We start from the raw sequence: 25,608 nt of genomic DNA on the forward strand, positions 1-25,608 counted from the left end.
GGTCAAGATTATGAAAATTAGAGCACAAATTGGCATGGTGTTAAATCTGGACAAATGTATTGGGTGTCATACTTGTTCAGTCACTTGTAAAAATGTTTGGACCAGCCGTGATGGTGTTGAATATGCATGGTTTAACAATGTTGAAACAAAGCCTGGTGTTGGTTATCCAAAAGAGTGGGAAAATCAAGACAAATATAATGGTGGATGGGTTTTAAAAAATAATAAGTTAAAACCTCGCCAAGGGGGTAAGTTAAAAATTATGGCAAATATTTTTGCCAATCCAGACTTGCCTCAAATTGATGATTATTATGAGCCATTTACGTATGATTATGAACATCTACAAAATGCTCCTGATATGAAAACGCCACCAACTGCGCGTCCCGTTTCTGTCTTAACTGGCAAAAAAATGGATAAAATTAAATGGGGTCCTAATTGGGAAGATGATCTGGGGGGTGAGTTCTCTAAAAGATCAAAAGATGCCTTATTTGAAGGTATTCAAAAAGAAATGATGTCTACATTTGAGAATACATTTATGATGTATTTACCAAGGTTATGTGAACATTGTTTAAATCCAGCTTGTGTTGCCAGTTGTCCTTCTGGATCTATTTATAAACGTGAAGATGATGGCATTGTTTTGATTGACCAAGATAAATGTCGTGGTTGGCGGATGTGTGTTTCTGGATGCCCTTATAAAAAGATTTATTATAACTGGGTATCTGGAAAATCTGAAAAATGTATTTTCTGTTATCCACGAATTGAAGGTGGGCAACCAACGGTTTGTTCTGAAACTTGTGTTGGACGTATTCGGTATCTCGGTGTTTTGTTATATGATGCTGATAAAATTGAAGATGCTGCTTCTGCTGAAGATCCAAAAGATTTATATCAGTCTCAATTAGATTTGTTTTTGGATCCCAATGATCCAGAAGTTATTGCTGAGGCATTAAAACAAGGAATTCCACAAAGTTGGTTGGATGCTGCTAAGAAATCACCTGTATATAAAATGGCAGTGGATTGGAAAGTTGCGTTCCCATTACATCCAGAATATCGTACATTACCAATGGTTTGGTATATTCCTCCCTTGTCACCAATTCAATCAGCAGTAGAACAAGGCGTGATTGGGGATAAAGGTATTATTCCTGGAATCAAGGAATTACGTATTCCAGTTCGTTATCTTGCTAATTTATTAACGGCAGGAAAAGAGGAGCCTATTGTTGAAGCATTAGAAACAATGATTGCAATGCGTCGTTACATGCGCAGCAAATCCGTCGATGCTCAACCAGATTTATCAACTATAGAAAATCTTCATGTTTCTGAGGAACAGATTAATGAAATGTATCAAATAATGGCAATTGCTAATTATGAAGATCGTTTCGTTATTCCTTCATCTCATAAAGAAATGGTTGAAGATGCTTTCCAAGATAAAGCATCTTGCGGTTTTTCATTCGGCAATGGCTGTTCTGATGGTGCTAGTAAAGAAAGCTTATTCGGTAAAAAACAGTCACCTATTGTTTTTACAGATATGATTAATGATCGAAACCGTAATAAAGAAAAGGAAAGTAATAGTTAATGCAAATTTTTAAAATCCTTTCAGTGCTTCTTTGTTATCCGGAACAAGAGTTGGTAGATGCTGTTCCTGAATTAAAAGATTGTTTGAATAAGTTAAAAATAGACTCTACTTTTCTATCTCCCTTGTTGACAGAGTTGAGTGAGAAAGAGTTGCTTATTTTGCAAGAAGAATATGTAAATCTTTTTGATCGCGGGCGGAATCACTCTTTACATATGTTTGAACATATTCATGGCGAAGACCGCATTCGTGGGCAGGCTTTGGTTGATTTGATGAATGAGTATCAAAATAATGGGTTTGAGCTTTCTGTAGTTGATGAGCTGCCGGATTATTTACCATTATTCCTTGAGTATTTATCCGTTTGTGAAGAAAAGCAAGCAATTCAACTTTTAACCGCTGCGATTGATGTGATTGGTCATATTGGTAAAAAATTACAAGATACAAATTCTGCTTATGTGGGTATTTTTTCTTTATTGGAACAATATTCAACGGCAAAGCCAGTTCCCTTGGTAACGCCACCTATTCGCGATATGGATGAGGCATTAGAAAAATTTGGACCTAATATAGAGGGGATTGAACCCTTGCTGCAACCAAACACTTGTAAAATTTGCCCGACCTACGATCAAAATAAAGGGGGAAGTCATGGATTACCTAGATAAATTTATTTTTGGGATTTATCCGTATATTGTATTAACAATTTTTATTGTTGGTTGCCTTGTTCGATTTGAACGTGAACAATATTCGTGGAAAAGTGATTCCAGTCAATTACTATATCGTGGGCAGTTGCGCGTTGGTAGCATTCTGTTTCATCTTGGAATTTTGGGTTTATTCTTTGGTCATTTGGGTGGGTTATTAACCCCAGTGATTGTGTGGGATACACTTGGGGTCAGTCATTCCTTAAAACAATTGGTGGCTATGACCGCGGGTGGTATTATGGGCAGTATGTGTTTCGTTGGATTAGTTATTTTAATCCACAGACGCTTTACTGTAGATCGTTTAACACAAAATAGCACCTGGCGTGATAGACTTTTGCTTTTATGGTTATTGGTGACATTATGTCTTGGTTTATCAACAATTTTTGTCTCAGCGCAACATTTAGATGGGCACGAAATGGTTAACTTAATGACATGGGCACAACATGTAGTGACTGTTCGTGGTGATGCTGCAAGTTACATAATGAATGCTTCTATTATTTTTAAAATTCATTTATTTATGGGGATGACTTTATTTGCTATTTTCCCGTTTACGCGTTTAGTGCATATTTTCAGTGGATTTGGAATGGTGACATATATTACACGTAAATGGCAATTGGTAAGACCTCGTTCATAAAAGAAAAGATTGGTAATGAAAAAAAATTATTTTGTTCGTAAGGTAATTCAAAATATTGTAATTGCAATGATTTTTCTTTTTGGTGGATTATATTATGCCAAAGCGAATGACATTGTTGTTTCAGCGGCAATAAGTCTAAGCAATGCTTTTAAAGAGATTGCTAACGCTTATGAAGCTGAACATCCTACGGATAAAATATTATTTAATTTTGGTGCTTCTGGTAGTTTGCTTCAACAACTTAACCAAGGAGCACCAGTTGATGTTTTTGCTTCTGCAGATGAAAAAACGATGGATCAAGCCAGCGAGAAAGGGTTGATTATAAAGAAAAGTAGAAAAGATTTTATCTATAATAACCTTGTATTAATTGCACCAATTCATAGTGTTTTGCATGTGCAGAATGTAGATGATTTATTACAACCAGCCATCCAAAAAATTGCAATGGGACAACCTCAAATAGTTCCAGCAGGTAGATATACTCAGCAATTATTAGAACAAAATCATGTATGGGATAAAGTTCAGAATAAATTGATTATTGGGCAAAATGTAAGACAAGTTTTGGATTATGTAGGGCGTGATGAAGTGAATGTTGGATTTGTATATCATAGTGATGCAGCCATTGCACAAGATAAGGTAAAAATCCTCTTGGAATTTTCATTAAATCGTTCAATTTGTTATCCTATTGCTTTAGTTAAGCAAAGAAAACCAAATCAAAATGCTCAAAGATTTATTGACTTTGTTTTATCCTCTACAGGGCAAAATATTTTAGAAAAATATGGTTTTGCCAATCTTTCTCCTTAATAAAACAATATGATGAATTTTTCGTGGGATGCACTGTTTTTATCATTAAAAGTTGCAGGGTGCTCAGTTATTATTAATCTTGTAATTACGGTACCAATTGGTTTTCTATTCGCACGTAAAAAATTTATTGGTAAAGAATTTTTAGATACGATTTTAACGCTACCCATGGTACTGCCTCCTACTGTTTTGGGATATTATTTGTTGGTTCTGTTGGGGCGACATGGTTGGATTGGACAATGTTTAGAGAAGTATTTTAATATTAATCTAATTTTTACATGGCAAGCGGCAGTAGTTGCTGCAACAATTGTTACGTTTCCTTTGGTTTTTAAACCTACCAGAACAGCTTTTGAGAGTGTAAATGTCTGTTATGAACAAGCTGCTAGTGTTTTAGGAATTTCTAATTTTTCTATATTTTTTCGTATTATTTTACCACTAGCTTGGCGTGGTATTTTTGCTGGTTTGTTATTATCATTTGCCAGAGCATTGGGAGAGTTTGGTGCAACGTTAATGGTTGCAGGCAGCATTCCTGGTAAAACAGAAACCTTGTCGATTGCTATTTATCAAGCGGTTCAAGAGGGTGATAATGATACCGCAAGTATAGCAGTAATTATTTTATCGATTGTTTGTATTGCTGTTTTAGTTATTGCAAAAAAATTAACTGGTTATAAAATTTTTCATTAGTGGCAAAAGATGAATTTTATTTGGAATGTTCAAAAAACATTATTGGCAGGTCAACGTTCTTTTCAATTACATCTTGAATATGCTTCATCATGCAAATCTGTTGCAATATTTGGTCCATCAGGGGCCGGAAAAACAACGTTAATTAAGATGATTGCAGGATTATTGCAACCTGATATTGGATTGATTAAGATTGGTAGTTGTGTTTTTTTTGATAAAAAACAAAAAATTAATTTAAAACCACAGCAAAGAAACCTAGCTTATTTTTTTCAATCTTATAGTTTGTTTCCTCATTTAACCGTACAGCAAAATATATCATTTCCGTTGAAAAAAGGGATCTTTAATTCAACTAAAAAATATAATAATTTAGAAATATCTCTGTTATTAGAGCGTTTTGAATTAGTGAACCTTGCCCATCAATATCCTCATGAATTATCTGGTGGCCAGCAACAAAGAGTCGCATTAGCAAGAGCCTTAATAACAAAACCTAAGCTCCTATTATTAGATGAACCATTTTCAATGTTGGATTATCAGCTGGGGAAACGTTTACGTAGCGAGGTAAAAGCTATTCAACAACAAATAAATTGCTTGTTATTAATAATTTCACATGACCAAGAAGATGTTGATTTCTTTGCTGAAGATGTTTTGATTTTAGAGAATGGAAAATTAAAAAAATAATATATAGGTTACAGTAAAAAGATATAAAATTTGTATATATTTGCTCCAATAATATATCTTAATGATAGTATAATTTTCAAAATAATTATTATTTCAAGAACGGTCTGTAGAATGCTTATAGATGATTTCGGTAGAACAATAGATTACTTAAGAATATCTGTTACAGACCGCTGTAATTTAAGGTGTAATTATTGTATTCCAAAAGGCTTTAAAGGTTTTAAAGATTCTGATCATTGGATATCCAATGAAGAGATTTTAAGAGTTGTTTATAATTTTTCAGTATTAGGAACACATCATTTTCGCCTGACAGGTGGTGAGCCTTTATTAAGAAAAAATATCGTTGAATTGGTTCGTGATATGAAAGCAATGGATCAAGTCACGGACTTGTCCATAACAACGAATGCAACTTTATTAGAAGACAAGGCTGAAGCTTTATTTGAAGCAGGTTTAGATCGGTTGAATATCAGTCTTGATTCCTTAAATTCTAAACATATGGAGGCAATAACAGGAAGCAATTGCCTTGAAAATATTTTAGCGGGATTGTCTGCGGCTAAGAGAGCTGGTTTTCAAAAAGTTCGCATTAATATGGTTGTTATGCCAGATCGTAACGTTGATGAAATTGAAGAAATGTTAAGGTTCTGTATTCAACATCAATATATCTTATGTTTGATAGAAGTCATGCCTATGGGTGAAAGTGGGCGGGGTACGGCTTCGGTATATTTACAAGAAACAGTAAAAAGGCTTGAAAAAAATTTTAAATTACAACCAACAACTAAGAAAATTGGAAATGGACCAGCCAGATATTGGGAAACTAAAAGTGGGTTTGTTAATCTTGGTTTGATTACGCCATTATCTCAGCATTTTTGCGAGACTTGTAATCGTGTTCGGTTAACTGTTGATGGCACTTTATTGATGTGTTTAGGGCAAGATAATAGTTTTGAATTGAAACCTTTGCTAAGAAATCTATGTAGCGATGAGGCGTTACAAAATGCTATTATGCAAGCAATTAAGTTAAAACCAAAAGCACATGATTTCTTAGAGCAGCCAAAAAAAGTTAATCGTATTATGTCAATGACGGGTGGTTAATTATATTTTAGGTAAGAATGCTTTAACAATTTTTTCGTTTGTTTCAATTCTTGGTCCACCAATCACTTCGATACACATTGGAACAGAAGCAAAAACACCATGGATTTTGACATTACCATTTTCGTCTTTAACACCTTCTAAGGTTTCTTTGATTGCATTTGGACGACCTGGAAGGTTTAAGATGAGGCTTTTTTTACGAATAACACCGACTTGTCTGGATAAAATTGCTGTTGGTACATAATATAAACTTACTTGACGCATTTGCTCGCCAAATCCTGGCATAACTTTATCTGCAACAGCCAAGGTAGCATCGGGCGTAACATCACGAATATAAGGACCTGTGCCTCCTGTTGTTAAAACTAGAGGGCATTTTTCTTTGTCCACTAACTCAATGAGTGTTTTCTCAATCAAATCTTGCTCATCTGGAATTAAATGTTCGATATATTCTTTGTCATTTAAGACAGCAAGGTTCAACCAACCTTTCAGCGCAGGGAGACCTTTATCTTCATAGATTCCTTTGCTGGCTCTGTCACTAATAGAAATAAGCCCAATTTTAATTTTTTTCATAATAGATTCTCAGGATGTTTTTTAAGCGTTGAAATTGTAAGAAAGAGGATAGACTTTGATATAATCGTTTTCATGAATCAGAGTATTTTCTGGTATTTCTGCCAAGGCATTGGCTTGTGTAAACGCAGAGAGCATTGCAGAGCCTTGATGTGAAAGCAGTTGGACATAAAGTCCAGTAGCACTGGGTTGGAGCTGGACTCTAAGGAACTCTTTGCGGTTTTGTGTTTTCTTAGTGGAAAATGTTGCTTTGGCCATGATTGCTTTTGGCATACAATGTTCTAATGCAATTCCTGATAATCTTTTAAGAGCAGGAACAACAAGCTGTTGGAACGTTACAAAGGTGCTGACTGGATTGCCAGGCAGCATAAAAACTGTTGCTTTATCAATCTCTCCCCATGCAAACGGTTTTCCAGGTTTAATGGCAAGTTTCCATAAGGTTAGTTTTCCTAATTCGGTTATGGCTGCATGAACATGATCTTCCTCACCAACAGAAACCCCACCAGAAGTGATAATAATATCTGCTTTTTGACTGGCATTTTTTAACGCTTGTTCAGTTGCTTCTTTATTATCAGGTAGTGTTCCTGCATCGACAATAAGATGAGGGGTTTGTTTTAACCATGAAAGAAGTAAATAACGATTAGCATCATAGATTTGACCAGACTTTAATGTTTCTCCTGGATTAATAAGCTCGTTTCCTGTTGAAAATACATAAATTGTTAATGGTTTAAAGACAGGGACTTCAGCATATCCTTGGCTGGCTAATAAAGCGGTGACAGCAGGTGTAATATATTGACCTGTAGCTAGAAATATATCCCCTTTTTTTAATTCTTCGGCTTGATAACGAATATTTTGCCCTTTTTTAACTGAAGAAGTAAGCATCAAGATTGAATCGTTAACTTTTGTATTTTCCTGTTGAATAACTGCACTTGTCCCTTCTGGGATTGGCGCACCAGTAAAGATTCGGGCTGCTTCTCCTGTTTTTAAGGTCATTGATTGTGCGGTATCGCCTGCGGCAATACGATGGATGATTTTCCATTCTTGGCATACATCAATATCACCGCCAAGAGCATAACCATCCATTGCGCTATTGCTAAAAAAAGGAGTGTCATATTGGACTGTTAAATTTGCAGCTAATATAAGACGGTCTGCTTCGGTTAAAGGAATAGTTTGTTTTGTTAAAGAAGGAGTGTTTTGTGTTAATAAATTATGGAGTGCCTGATAATAATCGAGCATGATAGGTTCCTATTGGTTTTGATGAAGTGTTTCCATATCATTCATGTTTGTAAATGCATGTTCATCTTCGAAAATAGTTTTAACGGCATTATGTTTAAAAATCCAAGATTTTAAACTACATTGTTGTTGATTGAGATGCGCTGCTAATTGATTGTTAATTGTTGGCTTATATAGGAAAATACTAGGATGGATTTGGGACGCTGTTGCAGCATAAGCAATCTCATATTCTGTTTGAGCATATAAGTTATTTACTAACAATGACACTAGATGAATGGGTAGGAAAGGGGTATCACAAGGAACAATAAGAACAGCATCCGTGCTTTTTGGAATAAAAGCAGTTGTGCTAAGAATACCAGCAAGAGGTCCTTTATTTTTAAAATCTGCGTGATCTGAAATAACAGGAAAACCCAACTCTAGATAGGTTGCAATATCTTCGTTGGCACTGATAAGAATATGATCTAATTGAGGATGTAATCGTTCAATAACATGTTGAATTAGAGGGCGGTCATTTAAAGGAATAAGCCCTTTATTTTTTCTTCCCATACGTCGCCCCTCTCCACCAGCTAAAATCACCCCAGTTATGATGGGTTTTTGTTTTATCATGAGAGAGCCCAACGTTTTTTTTGTTCTATATCTGATTGTTTGGCTTCAACCCAACGAGAATTACCATTTTGAAAAAATTCTTTTTTCCAGAAAGGAGCCTCTGTTTTTAAATAATCCATAATGAATTGAGAGGCTTCAAAAGCTGCTTTACGATGTGAGGCAGAAACCATTACAAGAACAATATTTTCCCCTATATTTAATCGTCCAACACGATGAATAACAATGGCGCTACGAATACCCCAATGTTCTTGTGCGCGTTGTAAGATACGTTCAATTTCTTGTTCTGTAACCTCTGGGAAATGCTCAAGATAAAGGTAATCTAATGGATCTTTTTCATCGTATCCACGAACAATACCCTTGAAACTGACTAAAGCGCCACAATTATTTTCTTGAATCTTTTGATCTAAATTCGGTAATTCTTCATCAAATGAAGCTTCTTGAATTTTTACCCAAAACATTTTATCCTCCTGTAACAGGTGGAAGAATAGCGATTTCATCTCCTGAAGAAATTGGGGTTGTTTCATAAATAACTTTTTTATTAATGACCAGCCTAAAAATGTTTTCTTCTGACAAACTCTCTGCCCAAAATGAACTGCGAGCACGTAAAAAGGTTAGTAACTCTTGGGAGTTACCTTTTGACCATTTAATTTCTTCTTCTTCTAAGTTAAGAATTTCTTTTAAAAATCCAAAATAACGAATTTTAATCATGGTTTCCTTTGTTCCATATGTTTATGATGGTTAAAGTAATTTATAATAGGAAAAACACATGACCAAATTATCTCATTTTGATGCTTCAGGGCAAGCTCATATGGTTGATATTGCCAATAAGGATGAAACAAAACGTACCGCAATTGCTACTGGATCAATTACTATGTCAGCAGAGGCATTCCAGTTGTTGGAATTTAATGCCAGTCGCAAAGGTGATGTGTTGGGAATTGCAAGAATTGCTGCTATTCAAGGTACGAAAATAACAGCGAATTTAATTCCTTTATGTCATCCTTTGGCGTTGACGCATGTGCATGTTGATTTTGTTAAAGATGAAGAAAATCATTGCCTTTCAATTATTGTGACAACCGAAACTGTTGGTAAAACAGGGGTTGAAATGGAAGCTTTGAGTGGTGTATCTGCAGGCTTATTAACTGTCTATGATATGTTAAAAGCAATAGAAAAAAATATGGTCATTAGTAATATTCATTTAATTCAAAAAAAGGGTGGAAAAAGTGGAGAGTTTAATTTTTAATCACTTATTATTCACAAGGCTCAGCTGGTAAAGAGAATTTTGGATTATTAATAAATTGCTTATCAGTTAATGAGTTTAAAAATTGTATCAAATCATACATATCTTTCTCTGATAAATGAGGTAATTTTATCGTATCAGAATGATGTGCTAAAATAGCCTCTTTAAGTGTCTCAATCGATCCATCATGGAAATAGGGAGCTGTCAATTTTATGTTTCGTAAAGTAGGCGTACGCATTGCTTTGGTTGTTCCTTTATTTATTTGATAAAATCTTTGATCAGTAAATAAAGGGGGTGTGTGACAAGTTGCGCATTGCCCCTTGCCAAAGAATATGTGTTCACCTTGTTGCATTTCTTTGGTATAGCCTTGTTTCGTGTCCCATATACTATGATCTGTAATTAAGGTGCGTTGAAAGCTTGCGATGGCTTGTGTTATAGTGTCTATTGTAATCTTATTTCCCTTGACGTCCGGAAAAGCAGAGTTAAATAAGCGAACATAGCAAGCATTGGACGCAATACGCTTTTCAATTTCCTTTTCCCCATGATGCATTCCCATTTCTACGGGAGTGGTTCCTGTAATCGGCATTAATGCTTGTTTATCCAGTGCGAAAACATGTTGATCTGTCCAAGTGAATGTTTTTAGTTGTCCAACATTGCCAAGTGTGGGAACGTTATAAATTCCTTGGTCATTATTAACGCCAGGATGCGTTGGATTTCCGTCTGTAAAAGCCTGTTTTTGTCTGTGGCAAGTCGCACAAGACATGCTGCCATCTTTGGATAAATCCGCATCATAAAAAAGATAACGACCTAACTTTACTTGATTAGCAATAATAGAATGATCGATTTTATCTGTTTCTGCGTTTACAGTGTAAACACATACAGAGAGAATACTAATTGCTAATGTTAAAATTACTGCCGTTATTTTCATTGCTATAAATCGCTATTTAGAAACAGGAACAATAATAAATTTGATGGTATCTTTACCATTTGCTGTGAATTCTATGGTGTGTTGACCAGGAGATAGTGGGAAATCTAAAACTTTTTCCATCCCTAAACATTTTGAACCATGTTGGTGTTTAGACGATTCAATGGTTTTTCCATCTTTTACCATCTCGACCCATGGACGACTATCGGTAATAATACGATAGGTTGCTTGAGTTGGAACATTGAATTGCACCATACCTGCAAAACTGACACTGCCACCGCGCTCTTCTGGATTAACAACGAACTTAACAGTGCGGGTTGGGAAAAGAGAGGCTTGTACTGCTTGGTTAATCGTGACGGTAGAATGAGATAATTCTTCATTTGTTTTAGCAGCAGAAATGCTGGAAGGCTCTTTCCAAGAACTCATTTCTTTAGGAGGTGCTTCACAATGTGTTGGATCCGTGTGCATTGTATGTGATTCATGTGCATAGGATTGAACAGGAACAATTGTTAATCCCATGACAAAGCATAAAGTGAGTAATTTTGAATTAAAAGAATACATAACAAAAACCTTTATTGTTTAACAGTTATAATATTCGTTTTTTCTAAATAGAAAATAGTTCTTTATGACTAGTCCATTTAGTTAATTGACACATTTAGATATTGATTTAATTTCACTTTACATAAAAAGTTTTCATATCCTGTTAGTTTTAAATTATGCAAAAAATTACTTATCTATCCTTGGTTTGTATAAGCTTCTTAGCATTGGAATCTTTTTCTAATGCTTACGGAAAGGAGATTGATGCTTCTAATGAGGGCACACCTTTGGAAACCACCAAGAGCGTCGTCAAACAAACAGCATCAGAAAAAATGCCTAGTGAGATTACGAATAGGGTTCCATCTTCTGAAGAAATTACAGTTTATGGGCAACATAACAAAATGTTGGTTGGAAGTTCAGTTGTTTCTTCAAAAGTTATAAATGATTTAAATTTAAATACATTAGACGAGGCAGCAAGTATTTTGCCAGGCGTGAATGTTGCCACCACAGGGAATTCTCGTAATGAGCGGATGTTGTATGTGCGTGGTTTCAGTCGGTTACAGGTTCCTTTGCTTCTTGATGGGATCAGAGTTTACTTACCATATGATAATAGATTAGATTTTGGTCGTTTTGTAACACCAGATATTGCAGAGATTCAAATTAGTAAAGGATATGCTTCGGTTATTGATGGTCCTGATGGAATGGGAGGTATGATTAATTTGGTAACTCGCAAGCCTAAAAAAGCAATTGATGCTGAGGTTCGAAGTAATGTAAATTTGGATCATGATGGTGGTTATGGTGGATATAATGTTTTTGGGTTTATAGGAACAAAACAAGAAAAATGGTATGCTCAATTTAGCTTTGATGAAAATAATATAGACCATATAGATTTATCGTCTAAATTTAAACCAACGCCTTCTCAAAATAAGGGGAAACGGCTGCTATCAGATTCATTGGATTGGCGAATTAATACAAAAATTGGAATTACGCCTAATGATACTGATGAATATGTTCTAAGTTACACACGCCAAGAAGGTGAGAAAAACGCACCATTAAGTACAGTTGATGTTCCAGCTATACAAAGAGTATGGAGTTGGCCAACATGGAATATTGGTTCTTTGTCCTTTATGTCAAATACACAATTGACGGACGATCTTGTTTTAAAATTTCGGATTTATCGCAATACATTTGATAATTTATTGCGCAGTTTTGACAATATATCACAAACTACTCAATCTATGAAAAAGTCTTTTAATAGTTATTATTATGATGAGGCTTATGGTGGTGATGTTCGTTTGGCATGGAATGTCAGTCAAAGAGATACAATGAATTTTGCCTTTTATGGACGTTTAGATCAACATAATGAACATACTCAAAATTTTCCAAGTGGATATAATCAGCCCAACCAAAAATCTATAGAAGAAAGCTATAGTATTGCTGTTGATAATAATTTTGATATTCTTTCCAATTTACAATTAACCGTAGGTGGAAGTTATGATTGGCGTGTCCTAGATCAGGCACAGGGATTTTCATCAGATACAAATCAAATTATTTCTTACCCAACCAAAAATAAAGGTGCATTTAATCAACAAGCTCGCTTAGCATGGACAGTTAATCCCAAGACCAATGCTTATGTCAGTGTTTCAAATCGTGCACGTTTTCCTTCTTTATTTGAACGATTTAGCACACGTTTTGGCGGGGCAGTTTCAAACCCAGGGTTAAAGCCAGAACGAGCACAAAACTATGAAATTGGTGCTTCTCATAATTGGGATTACGTCAAAGTTGCAGGGGCAGTGTTTTATTCGCATATAGAGGATGCAATTATTTCTGTTCCTATGATTTATGAAGGTGTGTCAGTCAATCAAAATCGGAATGTAAGTCATGGAAATTATGTAGGGTTTGAGCTATCTACAGAAATTGATGTTTTATCGAACCTCTTAATTGGAGGGAACTATACTTATATTCATCGTGATCTCTCTGATCCTAATAATGCTAATTTCCGCCCAACAGACGTGCCAAAACACAAAGCATTTATTTATGCTTTATGGAAACCCATTCCAAAATTGCAAATTATGCCTAGTTTAGATATTGCGTCTAATCGTTGGACAACCGATAGTTATGGTTTACAATATTATAAAACTGGACATTATGTTAATTTGTCAACCAGTGTGATGTATAAATTGACTGAGCAGATTGAAATTAGTGCTGGTGCTAAAAACTTATTGGATCAAAATTATCAATTGGCTATTGGTTACCCAAAAATGGGAAGGAATTTCTTTGTCAAAGTAAGATTTGTCTATTGATAATTTAATATCATATTTATCTTATGAGTTGATGACTGAATCAGAAGTAATTTAAATGAATGAATTAGCGTTTCATTATCGTATCAATTATAACTATATAAGCGTTTCTCTTTTAATATGGTGCAAAGCTTATTATATTACGTTAAGTTTTTCTTCCTTCTTCGAAGATAGAGTTATTTGTAGATATAATTAATAACCTAATATTTTCTTGATAATTATAATGAATTTAATCATTATCCCTATTGTATCAAGGCGTGATGTTGCTTAATATTAAGGCTCGTTAGGTATATTACAAAGATTGATCTTTCTGTGATGCAAGATGATTTGTTAAATAAAGAGACTATAAAACAACCTGTTGTTTTTGTGACGGGTTTATCTGGTGCTGGAAAATCGACCATCCTGCGTGCGCTGGAGGATCTAGGGTATGAGCTAGTTGATAATGCCCCTGTGCAGGTCATTAGTGATATTGTGGGTAAGGTAGAAGGACCTATTGTTATAGGTCTTGACTCCAGAACCAATGGGTTTGAGGCTTCTACCGTTATAGAGTTATTGACCAGATTGCGATTAAACCCCTCTTTGCATATTCAATTAATTTATGCCACTTCTGAAACAGATGTTTTATTACGCCGTTATACCGCCACGCGCAGACGACATCCCATGGCAGCGGGTGGAACGGTCAAAGAGGGAATTGAAGCCGAAATTATATTGATGGAGCCTTTAAGGCAAGTTGCTGATTTAGTAATCGATACATCAGATTTGCCGCCATTTGAGTTAAGGTTATTGGTTGAAACTCGTTATAGTTTAGGAAAAGATAAAAATCAGGGACTTTTAACATTAACCTTGATGTCTTTTGCATTCCCTAGTGGTGTGCCTCGTGAAGCAGATATGGTGTTTGATGCTCGGTTTTTGCATAATCCATATTATATTCCAGAATTATCTAAAAAAACTGGTTTAGATAAAGATGTGCAGGAATATGTAGAAAAAGACCCCGATTATCAAAAATATGTAAATCAGATTGATGAAATGTTAAATTTAATTTTCCCTCGTTTTGTTTTAGAAGGAAAAAAATATGCCACGATTGCTGTGGGTTGTTCGGGTGGGCGGCATCGTTCTGTAACGATTGTCGAGGATTTGGCAGAACGCCTTGCTTATCCTAAAAAGAATCAAGAGGGCTTACCTGTTTTAGTGATGCATCGTGAGTTAGCACGTCAAGGAATTCAAACTTGGCGGTGGGTTGCTCGTCCACAAGAGCAAGCAATATAAGTTTTTTACAATTAATAAAATATTCTAGGAATTGAGTAATGGATCAAAAAGTTATTCCTGTTCGTCGTGCGTTAATTTCTGTTTCTGACAAAACAGGTTTACTTGAGTTGGCTAAGGCACTGGCCGAGCAAAAAGTAGAAATCCTATCAACAGGTGGCACAGCCAAGGCCATTCGTGATGCTGGTATTAGAGTGATAGAAGTTTCTGACTTTACAGGTTTTCCTGAAATTCTGGATGGACGTGTCAAAACATTAGTGCCTCAAATTCACGGTGGTTTATTGGGACGCAGGGATTTACAAGATCATCAAGACCAAATGAAAGCACACGGAATTCTTCCAATTGATCTATTATGCGTTAATTTATATCCGTTTGAAGCAACGGTTGCCTCGGGTGCGGGTGAAGAAGATGTGATTGAAAATATTGATATTGGTGGCCCAGCCCTTATCCGTGCAGCTTCCAAAAATCATAGTCATGTGGCAGTTTTAACCGATGCTGCTCAATATGGATCTTTTATTGAGACTTTGCGTCAAACAGGCGGATCAACATTTGCACAACGCAGAGCATGGGCGCAAGCTGCTTATGCCAGAACAGGTGCTTATGATGCAGCGATTTCTGCTTGGTTTGCTAAAGAAGCCAACGATCAATTTCCAGAACGAGTTGTCTTTAGCGGTCAACGTAAAGAAATCTTACGCTATGGTGAAAATCCTCATCAACAAGCTGCTTTTTATACCAATGATGAAAATCGCCCAGGTGTTGCAACAGCCAAGCAATTACAAGGTAAAGAGCTTTCTTATAATAATTTAAACGACACAGATGCTGCATTTGAAGCGGTGGCAGAATTTGATGAACCTTCTATTGTTATTGTCAAACATGCAAACCCTTGTGGGGTTGCGAGTGCTAAAACACTGTCCGAAGCATGGGACTTAGCGTTACGTTGCGACCCAGTTTCTGCGTTTGGTGGAATCATTGCGATGAATCGACCTTTGGATGCAGAGCTAGCAGCAAAAATTGTGACAATTTTTAGTGAAGTGGTGATTGCACCTAAGGTCAATGCAGACGCATTAGAGATTTTATCTAAAAAGAAAAATGTTCGTGTTTTGGAAACAGGATCAATGCCTGATTCAATGGCACAAGGTGTGATGGTGAAAACATTAGCAGGCGGTTTTTTACTGCAAAATCGTGATAATGGACGTCCTGCTGATTTTAAAGTGGTTACAAAAAGACAACCAACAGCACAAGAAATGGAAGATATGGTTTTTGCTTTCCGTGTAGGCAAACATGTTAAATCGAATGCGATTGTGTATGTCAAAGACAAAGCAACCGTTGGTGTAGGTGCTGGACAAATGAGCCGTGTTGATTCTGCACGTATTGCTGCCCATAAAAGTTCTGAAGCAGCCGAAGCAGCGGGATTATCTGAGCCTTTAAGCAGAGGCAGTGTGGTTGCTTCTGATGCATTCTTTCCATTTGCAGATGGATTACAAGCTGCAATTGCAGCAGGCGCTACGGCAGTGATACAACCTGGTGGATCTATGCGTGATGATGAAGTCATTGCCGCAGCAGATGAAGCTGGGATTGCGATGGTTTTCACTTCTATGCGTCATTTCCGTCATTAAAAGTTGGATTAAACGATTATGAAACGCACTTTTTTCATTGCTTTGTTAGCTTCTGTATGTATTGGCCATTCAGCTTTTGCTAAAGAGTATCAATTTAAAAGCCAGTTCGAGCCTTCAACGGTTCAATGGGCTAAAAATGTTGGTACTGCCAAGGTTGCTGGTATGGGAATATATCGTGAAGCAGATGGGACAATGAAAACTTGTGCGGGACAACAAATCACCTACTATCCTTATGACCCCTATATTGTAGAAGCGTTGCAAGTGAAAATGCGGGATATCAAAAAGGTTAAAAATTTTGATCCTCGCATGAATGAATACGCTTTTACGGTGTCTTGTGATGAAAGTGGGGATTTTAAACTGACAAATTTACCAGAGGGAAAATGGATTTTTGTCATGAATATCCCTGTGGTAAAGAATAAAGAAGATTATTCTTCTTATGACCAGTCTTCTGATTTAACGAATATCGCTGGTCAGGGTAATGGAATATTCTATCGCATTGTTAATATAACTGCTGGAAAAGTGAATTCAGTTCAGTTAGTGCAGGGTGATGTAGAAGAGCATTAATTTTCTAAATAATTATTATAATATTTTGGTTATTTTTTTGATACTGCAAATATTATTCATTATTACGTTCAGTAAAACGGTTTAAAAAAATCTCTTTTAAAGCGAGATAGTCTGAATTTGCCCGCGCATCATCCCATTTTTGTTTGAAAATACGTGCAGCCTCTGCTTTAACTTCGTCTTCGGTCGCTCTTGGAAGTTCTTGACGACCATGAGAACCACTTAGACCTTTTTTATCAATTGGTACAGGACCATCATATTTTTTTCCTCCTTTATGGTTTGCATAACGTCGGGCGCGTGTATAACCCATTTGCAGGAATTTTCTGGCCATATCAGCGCCAATAAAATCTTGATTATTAATGTATTCTACAAACAAATCGTAAATTTTATTGCTGCTTTCCGTTGCTTTTTCAACAGTAGCAAAGCGCCAATAGGGCAGGATTTCTGATTTATAGGGTTCGACAGATAAAACACCCTGTTCCCCTTTACCTATTCGATAGAGTTCAGGGCGTTCTCTAAAATTAATTTTTTTAAAATCCAACGAGTAATCAAAACTCTTACTTTTTACGCGACTTTTTTTTCGAGGAGGCTCAGAACAATTCTCTATGACCATAATCATTCCTTCTTATCTGCTATAAAATTGAGTTTTGATATCTTTATAGTATAGAATTTAATTTCAGAACTGTAAAATAAGATATATTCGCTTTTTTAATAATCTTTGATTCACAATTCTGATGCCCACTGTTTAGCAACGCTTGTCAACTCTTCTTCTGCTCTTGCTAATGCTTGCAAACGAGATTCCTGATCAGAAAATTGCAAGGGCTGAGCATCTACAAATTGTGGGTGGTCGACACCTAAAAATCCAAAAGAGGCTTTTAATACAGGGGTCATCGCATCCATATGTTGAAAGGCACCCGCACGTAAATCAGCCCCACGGGTGGTAATAAATAAGACTTTTTTGTCAATTAATTTTCCCTTTGTCGTGCCATCGGGAAAGAGATCATAAGTAACGCCTGTTCTGATAATTGTATCAATAAATGTTTTAAAAGTAGCAGGAATAGTCCAATTATACATAGGCATGGCACAGACCAAAGCATCAGCATCGAGAACACGTTGACACATTGCATCAGATTCAGCCAGAACTTGTTTCATCTCTGGCGTGCGTTCATTTTCGGGTTTATAAGTTGCCACAACAAATTCTGATGTTAGATGGGGTTGCACGTCTTTAGTAAGGTCTAAATAGTCTATATCAAGATCAACATTTTGTATTTTTAGTTGTTCGATAAAGAATTGACCTAACATGCGGGAATTAGATTTTTCAGCAATTTTTGCGCTTGTATCGATATGCATAATTTTCATGAGTTAATCTCTCTCTAAATGTATAAATTGGTTGATTAGTAGTGTATATTTTTGTCAAAATAACGGCTAGATCATAAAAGAGTTAAAAGATGTTTCAGTCCAAATATAAAGTCTCTCGTATCGTTGATAAGAAAGTTCAAAAATTAGAAAAAGATTTTGGGATGATTCTTGAAAACCCCTACAAAAATTTTCTTAAGAAATATAATGTCGTCGAATGTAATCAAGAATTTGCATTTCCTGTAAAAGAAAATCTGATTGCTGGTGAGGATGACATATCGATTGATATCATTTTAGGGTTCTGTAAGGACGAGCAAGAAGATATATATTCTGTCAATTATGACTATCAAGATCGAATTCCAGAAGATGTTATGGCGATTGCGTTAGTGAATGAGAGTGATTGGCTATGCCTGCATACTAATGGTAAGATTTACTAATGGGATCATGAAGTGCATGATTTGTATTTGGATATGAAGCAACCAAATACTTACTTATCTCAGAATGTTGATTTACCATTTATTGCGAATTCATTTCATGAATTGTTAGTAGGGATCGTTCACAAAGAAAGAGAAAGTGATGAGGGTGACTGCAAAAACGTATCCACACCTATCTCTGAAGCGTTATTAGAGGCTTATTTAATAAATCCAAAAATATTTTCGTATAATTCCTGTACTTTGAAAAAATTGGAACTATCAGAAAAAGGCAAAGAAGTATTGGCATTATTAAAAAAAGAGAAATTAATATAATTTTAATTTATTGAAAGTGAATAAGAGCAGCTGTAACGCTAGGATTATTATATTGTAGCTGCTCTAATTCTTGTTGATCTGTGATAAATTGAATTAAAATATGATTATCTTTATCTATTTCAAAAGTGACGATTTCTTTTTCTTTAGTAAGAAGGATTCCATATTGTTTTCCCTCTTCATCTTCGTCAAATGAAATAAGAGATGTCGTGGATAAATTGATCTTATTTTCTTCTAATAATTTTTTTATATCTAACCATTCATTTTTTAATAAGTGGTTTAGCTCTTGAAATTGTAAGATATACAAATCGAGTTCTTCTTTATTCATAGTTTATTTTCTTGTATTCCTTCTAAAAATCATGCACGTCGTCAAGATCGCTAAAGCGTGTGAATTCCCCTTCGAAGAACAGATCAACTTTACCTGTGGGACCGTGACGTTGTTTTTCCAAGATTAATTCTGCTTTGTTATGGACTTTATTCATATCGGCCTGCCATTTTTCCAAAGCGATTTGGTATTTGTCTTCGCTTTCAAAGGCAATCGGCTTAGGCATACGCTGCTGTAAATAATATTCATCACGATACACAAACATCACGGCATCCGCATCTTGCTCAATAGATCCAGATTCACGAAGATCAGACAGTTGAGGGCGTTTATCCTCTCTATTTTCCACTTGTCGAGAAAGCTGGGATAAAGCAATAACAGGGATTTCAAATTCTTTGGCCAAGGCTTTCAATCCTTGTGTAATTTGAGAGATTTCTAACACACGGCTTTCAGGGCGACTGCCAACGGATGGGCGCATGAGTTGCAAATAATCCACAACAATCAAATTTAATCCTCTGGTTCTGGATAATCTACGGCAACGTGTTCGCATGACAGACAGGCTGATTGCAGGGGTGTCATCAATATATAAAGGCAACTGTGAGAGTTCTCGGCTGACTTGAACGAATTTATCAAACTCTTTTTGTCCAATTTCACCGCGGCGAATACGTTCGCTTGATACTCTGGATTCTTCGGATAAAAGACGAGTGGCTAATTGTTCAGATGACATTTCCAAAGAGAAAATAGCCACTGTGCCAATAGGTTTGTTTAAATTAGTTTGAGTTTCAGCATTTCGTAATAGACTTTTAGCTGCATTAAAGGCAATTTTAGTGGCTAATGCAGTTTTTCCCATAGCAGGACGACCTGCAAGGATAATCAGGTCGGCAGGATGCAAACCACCCGTTCTTTTATCTAAATCTTTCAGACCTGTTGATAGCCCAGCAACCCCACTTGAATTCGAAAAAGCATGATTGGCAATGTTAATCGCTTCAGTCAGGGCATTCTCAAAGGAAACAAATCCACCTTCTTGCCCTTTATGGGTAGCTAATTTAAAAAGCTTTTCTTCTCCAATCGAGATTTGATCTGATCCAGTGATCTGAGTATTGGATTCAAATGCACCATTGACGATATCTTCGCCAATATCAATCAGCTGCCTTCTTATCCATGCATCATGGATGGTTTTACCATAGTCTCTGGCATTAATAATTCCAACCATTGATTGTAAGAGCTGTCCAAGATACGCAATCCCACCAACTTCATCCAAGATCCCAGCATGTTCGAATTCTGCTTTGAGGGTAACAGCATCAGCAATTTGCCCTGCTTCTATACGACGGACAATGGCATCATAGATTTTTCCATTAATTGGATCGACGAAATGCTCACTGATTAAAAATTCAGCAACTTTTTCATAGGCTTTATTATTGGTTAACAAAGCCCCAAGCAAGGATTGTTCCGCCTGAATATTGGCTGGAGGCAAACGTTGAGAAATGCCTAATAATGGCGAGGATGTATCTTTTTTCGATTCTAAACTAGTCACGTTTTATAATATCACTTTAAAGAATTTTTGTCTGGTGTGAATTGTGGGGAAATCTGTGGATAATGTGGATTATTGTAAAGTGTGATGCAGTTGCATATACCCGCTGACGATATGGTAAAAGGAGCTGGTCGGAATTTTGGTATTATTGTAATGATAACAATGTGTTAGTTGATCTTGCCAAGTGCCATTTGGACAGTTCTTAAAATAACGTCGTAATAAATTATCAACGATTTTACTAAGATGTTGATAACTTTTTTCATCTTGCATCAAACTGGTTGCACGAATTGCTTCTGTTTGCACCCATAGACGAGCAGACTTATTCACTAAGGTACCATCTTTTTGCACTTTATCAGCCACCAGACCTGTGAGTTGATCGACGGCATGACGTTCATTAAAATCATACATGCGTTGCATTTCAGTTTTATGGCTTATGCCCGTTAACCGTTCATATTCAGATAATAACCAAATCCATTCATATTGATGACCTGGTTCTACCTCGGTGATAGGCGGAAAAGGGACAGGCATCCAACTTTCAACAAAATATTCCTCTAAAACACCTGCTTGATGGTTAAATAGGTTGGTCTTAAAAAGACGAATCAGCTTGTGCGCCATAACAAGGTCTTGCTCTTCGCCTGTTGTCTCATACAAAGCCAAGATTGCCTCTAACAAATGCATGTGAGGATTTTGTTGTCTATATCCTGGGATGAAAGGTACAATATTTTTATATCCTCTTTGAGGATACGCCATAAAGCGTTCAATCCATTGGACTGTTTGTCGAGCTTGTTGAATCGGTCTCTGATCTTTGCTGAGGCGAGCATACCATGCCAGAGAAAAAATGAGAAAAGCAAGATCATATAAATCAGAAGATGAGTCTAATATATCGCCTTCACGTGTCAAGGTCTTTGCCCAATGCCCTTCACCTAATTCGGCATTTTGCATAAAGTTATAAATTTGCTCGGTGATTGAATTGGCTTGTGTCCAGCCCAACAAAGCTCCTTGGGTGAAACTGTATAATTGGCGCGCTTGGACACGTAGGCGTTTATATCCTGGTAAATCAGGAGAGCCGTCCATTTTCAATTGTTCATGCGCACCCCATTGAAATGGTTTTTGTTCAGAGCCATCCCCACCAATAGTTCCCCAATAAGGAAAGGCAGAATCAAATAACCAACGGGTAAATCGGTCATATTGACTGTGAATATGATGGGGAATGTTCATTTTATTTCCATAATGTATAACGTCAAAACCTCAAGAGCGCGCAATTTTATCAATAATATTGGTTGTCGAGAAGCCTTCTTGTAACTCTGCCAGAATAACTTTTCCACCATTTTGTTCAACAATATCCCGACCAACCACCTCTTTATTCTGATAGTCAGCGCCCTTAACCAATATCTCTGGTTTAAAAAGATGTATCAGATTAAAAGGTGTATCTTCGTCAAAAGCAACCACGGCATCAACATATCGTATTGCAGCCATGACTTGGGATCTGCTGGTCAAATCGTTAATGGGTCTTTGTTCGCCTTTCAGAGCTTTGATGCTGCGATCTGTGTTAAGGGCAACAATGAGCCGATCACATTGCGCCCGTGCATTTTTAAGCAAGGCAATGTGCCCTGGGTGAATAATATCAAAACATCCATTGGTAAATCCAACAACAAGTTTTTGTTTTTTCCATAATTTAACTTGTTCTAATAATTGATCTGGATGAAGTAGAGAAGGGGAAATCGTTTCAGAAAAACTGCGCGGATCTTGCGCTTTAAGTTCGTTTAATACTTCGGCAATTGTTGTGGTCGAGGTTCCCGCCTTGGCAACAACAACCCCAGCGGCAGCATTGGCAATATGCATCGCTTCAGTTAAATCATATCCAGCAGCATACGCCAAGGTCAGGGTTGCAATCACTGTATCCCCAGCACCAGAAACATCGAAGACCTCTCTGGCACGAGAAGGAATGGTTGTGGCTGGTTTGCCACGTTCTATCAAGGTCATGCCTTTTTCTGAACGTGTAATCAAAATAGCTTGTCCTTGCGTTGCATTGAGTAATGCTTCGCCTGCTTGTTCAAAATCCTGATCGTTATTTAAAGGATGTTGAACGGCAGTGCTGGCTTCTTTCGTATTTGGCGTTACACAGGTTGCGTATTGATAGAGTGAAAAATCAGATGATTTCGGATCAACAAAAACAGGAATATGATGTAGCTTGGCTTGTTGCATTGTATGTTTCATCACAATAGGATGACATACGCCTTTGCCATAATCAGAAATGATAATGGCGCTTACTTTGGAGATTGCTTCGTCAATTGATCGCAGTAACTGCGATACTTCTTCGTGATGCAGTGGGATTAAACTTTCTTCATCAGCACGAATAACTTGTTGGTTGGCTGCTATAAATCGAGATTTGCAAATTGTCGGGCGATATTGCGATTTGACCAAATAATGATCCGTAATATTTTGTGCTTGGGTAAGGTTTTTAATATTCACAGCATATTCATCTTGTCCAATAAGCCCGATTAAGATGGCTTTGCCTCCCAAAGATAAAATATTGTTGGTTACGTTTCCCGCACCACCGAGCATTTCTTTTTTATCGTTTAATTGTAAAACTGGTACAGGTGCTTCAGGGGAGATACGTTGCACGCTTCCGTAAATAAAACGATCCAACATAACATCACCAATACATAAAATCGTTACCTTGGAAAAGTCCATGATGATTACTTTCGAACCTTAGAGAGTGAAAGAGTGAGTAAAGCTATGTAAAAAATTCTGACGTTTGGTTTTTAAGCGCTCAGCTGTTAAAATTGCTTCAATTTGCATAATCGCATCATCTAATTTATTGTTGATAACGACGTAATCAAATTCTTCCCAATGTTCAATTTCATTCAAAGCAGCGCGCATACGTTTTTGAATTTCATCGGCGTGATCGGATGCTCTGTTGGTTAAGCGTTTTTCTAATTCTTCTAAAGAGGGGGGGAGGATGAAGATGCTAACCACATCATCGGGTAATGCTGCTTTGATTTGACGTTGACCTTGCCAATCGATATCAAAAATCAGGTCTTTTCCCTCAGCTAATTGTTGCTCAACGGGGGCTTTAGGCGTGCCATAGCCTTTATCAAAAACTGTTGCCCATTCCAAAAGTTCACCACTATCAGCCTGATGATTAAATTGTTCTTTGGTGATAAAATGATAATGAACGCCGTCAATTTCCCCTGGACGAGGCAGGCGTGTGGTTACAGAAATTGAAGGGAATAGATTTTTCTGAGAAGCTCTAAGTGCATTAGCAATGGTTGATTTTCCAGCACCAGAAGGCGCAGAAAGTACAAAACAAATTCCTCTTCTTTGGGTGGGTTCAGCAGGGTTAGAATATAGCTCAGACATAAAATTCCTCCACGACGCATCAGTTTGATGGTTATCTATATCAGAAATTATGTATTTCATAAATAAGTAAGGTGACGATAAATAGACATAATCAACACAAGATGTAAGCAAAAGAATTTTTATTACATATAAATAAAATTATGATTGCTCCCTTGGTTATTCGACCAAGGGATATAAATAATTCTTAGTTAATAACGAATAACCGTTCGAATAGATTTTCCAGCATGCATTAAGTCAAATGCTTGATTAATTTGATCCAAAGGCAACTCGTGCGTAATAAAGTCATCTAGCTGGAATTTACCTTGTAAATAATCGTTAACAATATTGGGAAGCTGCGAGCGTCCTTTGACACCACCAAAAGCAGAACCGCGCCATACCCGACCTGTCACCAGTTGGAAAGGACGGGTCGAGATTTCTTCGCCAGCACCAGCAACACCGATAATAATCGATTCGCCCCATCCTTTGTGACAACATTCCAAAGCAGAGCGCATGACGTTAACATTGCCAATACATTCAAATGAAAAATCGACACCGCCATCGGTTAATTTGACAATAACGTCTTGGATAGACTCTTGATAATCTCTTGGGTTAATACAATCAGTAGCCCCTAGCTTTGTAGCCAGATCAAATTTATCCGTATTAATATCAATTGCAATAATACGACCTGCCTGCGCAGCTTTTGCCCCCATAATGACGGATAGACCAATACCACCCAGACCAAAAACAGCAACCGTGTCGCCTGGTTGGACTTTGGCTGTATTGGTAACTGCACCCATGCCAGTGGTAATGCCACATCCTAATAAACATACTTTTTCCAAAGGAGCATCTTTGCTGATTTTGGCAATAGAAATTTCTGGAACAACTGTATATTCAGAGAAAGTCGATGTACCCATATAATGAAATATAGGCTTACCATCTTTAAAAAATCGTGTCGTTCCGTCAGGCATTAATCCTTTGCCTTGGGTAACACGAATGGCTTGGCATAGATTGGTTTTACCAGACAAGCAATATTCGCATTGTCCACATTCAGGCGTATAAAGTGGAATGACATGATCCCCTACGGTAACACTGGTAACGCCTTCACCAACAGCTTGAACAATGCCTGCCCCCTCATGCCCTAAGATAGCTGGAAAAATCCCTTCTGGATCAGCACCTGATAAGGTATAAGCATCTGTATGACATACCCCTGTTGCAACAACACGGATCAAGACTTCTCCTTTTTGAGGAGGCATTAAATCAACTTCTTCGATTGAAAGTGGCTGCTGGGCTTGCCATGCAACAGCAGCGCGAGTTTTAATAAATTCCAATTTTAATCCTT

At 36.8% G+C, this 25,608-nt stretch carries 29 protein-coding genes; 14 read left to right on the forward strand and 15 right to left on the reverse strand.

The window, feature by feature from the left end:
* Window positions 1-10: 10 nt before the first annotated feature.
* The 7 genes from narH to moaA all read left to right on the forward strand — a co-directional run bounded on the left by narH (window position 11) and on the right by moaA (window position 6,133).
* Window positions 11-1,567: a nitrate reductase subunit beta gene (gene narH / locus PQG52_RS05900; protein ID WP_271789795.1), complete on the forward strand. Its 1,557-nt coding sequence runs from the start codon at window positions 11-13 to the stop codon at window positions 1,565-1,567.
* Entirely contained in the window at window positions 1,567-2,223 is a 657-nt protein-coding gene (gene narJ / locus PQG52_RS05905; RefSeq protein ID WP_271828458.1) for a nitrate reductase molybdenum cofactor assembly chaperone, read from the forward strand. The genes narH and narJ overlap by 1 nt, the downstream gene beginning before the upstream one ends.
* Window positions 2,207-2,893, forward strand: a complete 687-nt coding sequence (gene narI / locus PQG52_RS05910; protein WP_271828459.1) for a respiratory nitrate reductase subunit gamma — start codon at window positions 2,207-2,209, stop codon at window positions 2,891-2,893. The genes narJ and narI overlap by 17 nt, the downstream gene beginning before the upstream one ends.
* A 15-nt stretch (window positions 2,894-2,908) precedes the next feature.
* Window positions 2,909-3,691 (forward strand): molybdate ABC transporter substrate-binding protein, encoded by a 783-nt coding sequence (gene modA, locus PQG52_RS05915; RefSeq protein ID WP_271828460.1) that lies wholly within the window; start codon window positions 2,909-2,911, stop codon window positions 3,689-3,691.
* Window positions 3,692-3,700: 9 nt separating this feature from the next.
* The gene (modB, locus tag PQG52_RS05920; protein WP_271828461.1) at window positions 3,701-4,372 is read left to right on the forward strand and encodes a molybdate ABC transporter permease subunit; all 672 of its coding nucleotides are present in this window, start codon (window positions 3,701-3,703) and stop codon (window positions 4,370-4,372) included.
* A gap of 9 nt (window positions 4,373-4,381) precedes the next feature.
* The gene (locus PQG52_RS05925) at window positions 4,382-5,047 is read left to right on the forward strand and encodes an ATP-binding cassette domain-containing protein (RefSeq protein WP_271828462.1); all 666 of its coding nucleotides are present in this window, start codon (window positions 4,382-4,384) and stop codon (window positions 5,045-5,047) included.
* A 111-nt stretch (window positions 5,048-5,158) separates the two neighbouring features.
* Window positions 5,159-6,133, forward strand: coding sequence for a GTP 3',8-cyclase MoaA (gene moaA / locus PQG52_RS05930; RefSeq protein WP_271828463.1), 975 nt, complete (start codon window positions 5,159-5,161; stop codon window positions 6,131-6,133).
* Here the strand turns inward: moaA and mog are convergent, their stop codons facing one another.
* Genes mog through PQG52_RS05955 form a run of 5 tightly spaced genes read right to left on the reverse strand, consistent with a single transcriptional unit; the run spans window position 6,134 to window position 9,244 of the window.
* Window positions 6,134-6,700 (reverse strand): molybdopterin adenylyltransferase, encoded by a 567-nt coding sequence (gene mog / locus PQG52_RS05935; protein WP_271789802.1) that lies wholly within the window; start codon window positions 6,698-6,700, stop codon window positions 6,134-6,136.
* A 21-nt stretch (window positions 6,701-6,721) separates the two neighbouring features.
* Window positions 6,722-7,933: a molybdopterin molybdotransferase MoeA gene (locus tag PQG52_RS05940; RefSeq protein ID WP_271828464.1), complete on the reverse strand. Its 1,212-nt coding sequence runs from the start codon at window positions 7,931-7,933 to the stop codon at window positions 6,722-6,724.
* Window positions 7,934-7,942: 9 nt separating this feature from the next.
* Window positions 7,943-8,536, reverse strand: coding sequence for a molybdenum cofactor guanylyltransferase MobA (gene mobA, locus PQG52_RS05945; RefSeq protein ID WP_271828465.1), 594 nt, complete (start codon window positions 8,534-8,536; stop codon window positions 7,943-7,945).
* On the reverse strand, window positions 8,533-8,994 hold the full coding sequence (locus PQG52_RS05950; RefSeq protein WP_271828466.1) for a molybdenum cofactor biosynthesis protein MoaE: 462 nt from the start codon (window positions 8,992-8,994) through the stop codon (window positions 8,533-8,535). Before PQG52_RS05950 ends, mobA begins: the two co-directional genes overlap by 4 nt.
* Before the next feature lies 1 nt (window position 8,995).
* A complete protein-coding gene (locus PQG52_RS05955) occupies window positions 8,996-9,244 on the reverse strand; it encodes a MoaD/ThiS family protein (protein ID WP_271828467.1) in 249 nt (82 codons plus the stop codon).
* A gap of 58 nt (window positions 9,245-9,302) precedes the next feature.
* On the opposite strand from PQG52_RS05955, the gene moaC reads away from it, so the two are divergent.
* Window positions 9,303-9,776 carry a cyclic pyranopterin monophosphate synthase MoaC gene (gene moaC / locus PQG52_RS05960; RefSeq protein ID WP_271789807.1) on the forward strand — a complete coding sequence of 158 codons (474 nt, stop codon included), beginning with the start codon at window positions 9,303-9,305 and terminating at the stop codon, window positions 9,774-9,776.
* Between the two features lie 7 nt (window positions 9,777-9,783).
* On the opposite strand, the gene PQG52_RS05965 is transcribed toward moaC, so the two are convergent.
* Complete coding sequence (locus tag PQG52_RS05965) at window positions 9,784-10,701, reverse strand: cytochrome-c peroxidase (RefSeq protein ID WP_271828468.1); 918 nt, start codon at window positions 10,699-10,701, stop codon at window positions 9,784-9,786.
* 12 nt (window positions 10,702-10,713) lie between these two features.
* Window positions 10,714-11,259: a hypothetical protein gene (locus tag PQG52_RS05970; protein WP_271828469.1), complete on the reverse strand. Its 546-nt coding sequence runs from the start codon at window positions 11,257-11,259 to the stop codon at window positions 10,714-10,716.
* A 155-nt stretch (window positions 11,260-11,414) separates the two neighbouring features.
* Between PQG52_RS05970 and PQG52_RS05975 the strand changes: the two genes are divergently transcribed.
* The 4 genes from PQG52_RS05975 (at window position 11,415) to PQG52_RS05990 (ending at window position 16,978) form a co-directional block, all read left to right on the forward strand.
* Window positions 11,415-13,538, forward strand: a complete 2,124-nt coding sequence (locus PQG52_RS05975; protein WP_271828470.1) for a TonB-dependent receptor plug domain-containing protein — start codon at window positions 11,415-11,417, stop codon at window positions 13,536-13,538.
* A gap of 312 nt (window positions 13,539-13,850) precedes the next feature.
* Complete coding sequence (gene rapZ, locus PQG52_RS05980) at window positions 13,851-14,801, forward strand: RNase adapter RapZ (protein WP_271828622.1); 951 nt, start codon at window positions 13,851-13,853, stop codon at window positions 14,799-14,801.
* 38 nt (window positions 14,802-14,839) lie between these two features.
* On the forward strand, window positions 14,840-16,414 hold the full coding sequence (gene purH, locus PQG52_RS05985) for a bifunctional phosphoribosylaminoimidazolecarboxamide formyltransferase/IMP cyclohydrolase (protein ID WP_271828471.1): 1,575 nt from the start codon (window positions 14,840-14,842) through the stop codon (window positions 16,412-16,414).
* An 18-nt stretch (window positions 16,415-16,432) separates the two neighbouring features.
* Window positions 16,433-16,978, forward strand: a complete 546-nt coding sequence (locus PQG52_RS05990) for a hypothetical protein (RefSeq protein WP_271828473.1) — start codon at window positions 16,433-16,435, stop codon at window positions 16,976-16,978.
* 52 nt (window positions 16,979-17,030) lie between these two features.
* Here the strand turns inward: PQG52_RS05990 and PQG52_RS05995 are convergent, their stop codons facing one another.
* Both PQG52_RS05995 and PQG52_RS06000 read right to left on the reverse strand, forming a co-directional pair.
* A complete protein-coding gene (locus PQG52_RS05995) occupies window positions 17,031-17,588 on the reverse strand; it encodes a DUF4385 domain-containing protein (RefSeq protein ID WP_271828475.1) in 558 nt (185 codons plus the stop codon).
* A 110-nt stretch (window positions 17,589-17,698) separates the two neighbouring features.
* On the reverse strand, window positions 17,699-18,334 hold the full coding sequence (locus tag PQG52_RS06000) for an FMN-dependent NADH-azoreductase (protein WP_271828476.1): 636 nt from the start codon (window positions 18,332-18,334) through the stop codon (window positions 17,699-17,701).
* An 89-nt stretch (window positions 18,335-18,423) separates the two neighbouring features.
* Here PQG52_RS06000 and PQG52_RS06005 point away from each other — a divergent pair, with 89 nt between their 5' ends.
* Complete coding sequence (locus PQG52_RS06005) at window positions 18,424-18,768, forward strand: SMI1/KNR4 family protein (protein ID WP_271828477.1); 345 nt, start codon at window positions 18,424-18,426, stop codon at window positions 18,766-18,768.
* A 12-nt stretch (window positions 18,769-18,780) separates the two neighbouring features.
* Entirely contained in the window at window positions 18,781-19,077 is a 297-nt protein-coding gene (locus tag PQG52_RS06010; RefSeq protein ID WP_271828479.1) for a hypothetical protein, read from the forward strand.
* 7 nt (window positions 19,078-19,084) lie between these two features.
* Here PQG52_RS06010 and PQG52_RS06015 read toward each other — a convergent pair whose 3' ends face one another.
* From PQG52_RS06015 to PQG52_RS06040, 6 genes are all read right to left on the reverse strand, one after another.
* Complete coding sequence (locus PQG52_RS06015) at window positions 19,085-19,402, reverse strand: hypothetical protein (protein ID WP_271828481.1); 318 nt, start codon at window positions 19,400-19,402, stop codon at window positions 19,085-19,087.
* Window positions 19,403-19,424: 22 nt separating this feature from the next.
* Window positions 19,425-20,930, reverse strand: a complete 1,506-nt coding sequence (locus tag PQG52_RS06020; protein WP_271828483.1) for a replicative DNA helicase — start codon at window positions 20,928-20,930, stop codon at window positions 19,425-19,427.
* Between the two features lie 69 nt (window positions 20,931-20,999).
* Window positions 21,000-22,145 carry an AGE family epimerase/isomerase gene (locus tag PQG52_RS06025; RefSeq protein ID WP_271828484.1) on the reverse strand — a complete coding sequence of 382 codons (1,146 nt, stop codon included), beginning with the start codon at window positions 22,143-22,145 and terminating at the stop codon, window positions 21,000-21,002.
* A 30-nt stretch (window positions 22,146-22,175) separates the two neighbouring features.
* Window positions 22,176-23,621, reverse strand: coding sequence for a D-glycero-beta-D-manno-heptose-7-phosphate kinase (gene rfaE1, locus PQG52_RS06030; RefSeq protein ID WP_271828486.1), 1,446 nt, complete (start codon window positions 23,619-23,621; stop codon window positions 22,176-22,178).
* An 18-nt stretch (window positions 23,622-23,639) separates the two neighbouring features.
* Window positions 23,640-24,290: a guanylate kinase gene (gene gmk / locus PQG52_RS06035; protein WP_271789820.1), complete on the reverse strand. Its 651-nt coding sequence runs from the start codon at window positions 24,288-24,290 to the stop codon at window positions 23,640-23,642.
* Between the two features lie 188 nt (window positions 24,291-24,478).
* Entirely contained in the window at window positions 24,479-25,588 is a 1,110-nt protein-coding gene (locus PQG52_RS06040) for an S-(hydroxymethyl)glutathione dehydrogenase/class III alcohol dehydrogenase (RefSeq protein WP_271828623.1), read from the reverse strand.
* Window positions 25,589-25,608: the final 20 nt, after the last annotated feature.

The sequence above is a fragment of the Commensalibacter communis genome (assembly GCF_947179105.1).
Classification (GTDB): Bacteria; Pseudomonadota; Alphaproteobacteria; order Acetobacterales; family Acetobacteraceae; genus Commensalibacter; species Commensalibacter communis.

Coding starts and splice junctions, on each gene's coding strand:
- PQG52_RS05940 (WP_271828464.1), bottom strand. CDS start 7,933: ATGCTCGATTATTATCAGGCACTCCATAATTTATTAACACAAAACACT.
- PQG52_RS05975 (WP_271828470.1), top strand. CDS start 11,415: ATGCAAAAAATTACTTATCTATCCTTGGTTTGTATAAGCTTCTTAGCA.
- modA (WP_271828460.1), top strand. CDS start 2,909: ATGAAAAAAAATTATTTTGTTCGTAAGGTAATTCAAAATATTGTAATT.
- mog (WP_271789802.1), bottom strand. CDS start 6,700: ATGAAAAAAATTAAAATTGGGCTTATTTCTATTAGTGACAGAGCCAGC.
- modB (WP_271828461.1), top strand. CDS start 3,701: ATGATGAATTTTTCGTGGGATGCACTGTTTTTATCATTAAAAGTTGCA.
- narJ (WP_271828458.1), top strand. CDS start 1,567: ATGCAAATTTTTAAAATCCTTTCAGTGCTTCTTTGTTATCCGGAACAA.
- moaC (WP_271789807.1), top strand. CDS start 9,303: ATGACCAAATTATCTCATTTTGATGCTTCAGGGCAAGCTCATATGGTT.
- PQG52_RS05995 (WP_271828475.1), bottom strand. CDS start 17,588: ATGGTCATAGAGAATTGTTCTGAGCCTCCTCGAAAAAAAAGTCGCGTA.
- gmk (WP_271789820.1), bottom strand. CDS start 24,290: ATGTCTGAGCTATATTCTAACCCTGCTGAACCCACCCAAAGAAGAGGA.
- rfaE1 (WP_271828486.1), bottom strand. CDS start 23,621: ATGGACTTTTCCAAGGTAACGATTTTATGTATTGGTGATGTTATGTTG.
- rapZ (WP_271828622.1), top strand. CDS start 13,851: ATGCAAGATGATTTGTTAAATAAAGAGACTATAAAACAACCTGTTGTT.
- mobA (WP_271828465.1), bottom strand. CDS start 8,536: ATGATAAAACAAAAACCCATCATAACTGGGGTGATTTTAGCTGGTGGA.
- PQG52_RS06015 (WP_271828481.1), bottom strand. CDS start 19,402: ATGAATAAAGAAGAACTCGATTTGTATATCTTACAATTTCAAGAGCTA.
- PQG52_RS05925 (WP_271828462.1), top strand. CDS start 4,382: ATGAATTTTATTTGGAATGTTCAAAAAACATTATTGGCAGGTCAACGT.
- PQG52_RS05955 (WP_271828467.1), bottom strand. CDS start 9,244: ATGATTAAAATTCGTTATTTTGGATTTTTAAAAGAAATTCTTAACTTA.
- PQG52_RS05965 (WP_271828468.1), bottom strand. CDS start 10,701: ATGAAAATAACGGCAGTAATTTTAACATTAGCAATTAGTATTCTCTCT.
- purH (WP_271828471.1), top strand. CDS start 14,840: ATGGATCAAAAAGTTATTCCTGTTCGTCGTGCGTTAATTTCTGTTTCT.
- PQG52_RS05970 (WP_271828469.1), bottom strand. CDS start 11,259: ATGTATTCTTTTAATTCAAAATTACTCACTTTATGCTTTGTCATGGGA.
- PQG52_RS06025 (WP_271828484.1), bottom strand. CDS start 22,145: ATGAACATTCCCCATCATATTCACAGTCAATATGACCGATTTACCCGT.
- narI (WP_271828459.1), top strand. CDS start 2,207: ATGGATTACCTAGATAAATTTATTTTTGGGATTTATCCGTATATTGTA.
- PQG52_RS06000 (WP_271828476.1), bottom strand. CDS start 18,334: ATGAAAATTATGCATATCGATACAAGCGCAAAAATTGCTGAAAAATCT.
- PQG52_RS05990 (WP_271828473.1), top strand. CDS start 16,433: ATGAAACGCACTTTTTTCATTGCTTTGTTAGCTTCTGTATGTATTGGC.
- PQG52_RS05950 (WP_271828466.1), bottom strand. CDS start 8,994: ATGTTTTGGGTAAAAATTCAAGAAGCTTCATTTGATGAAGAATTACCG.
- narH (WP_271789795.1), top strand. CDS start 11: ATGAAAATTAGAGCACAAATTGGCATGGTGTTAAATCTGGACAAATGT.
- moaA (WP_271828463.1), top strand. CDS start 5,159: ATGCTTATAGATGATTTCGGTAGAACAATAGATTACTTAAGAATATCT.
- PQG52_RS06005 (WP_271828477.1), top strand. CDS start 18,424: ATGTTTCAGTCCAAATATAAAGTCTCTCGTATCGTTGATAAGAAAGTT.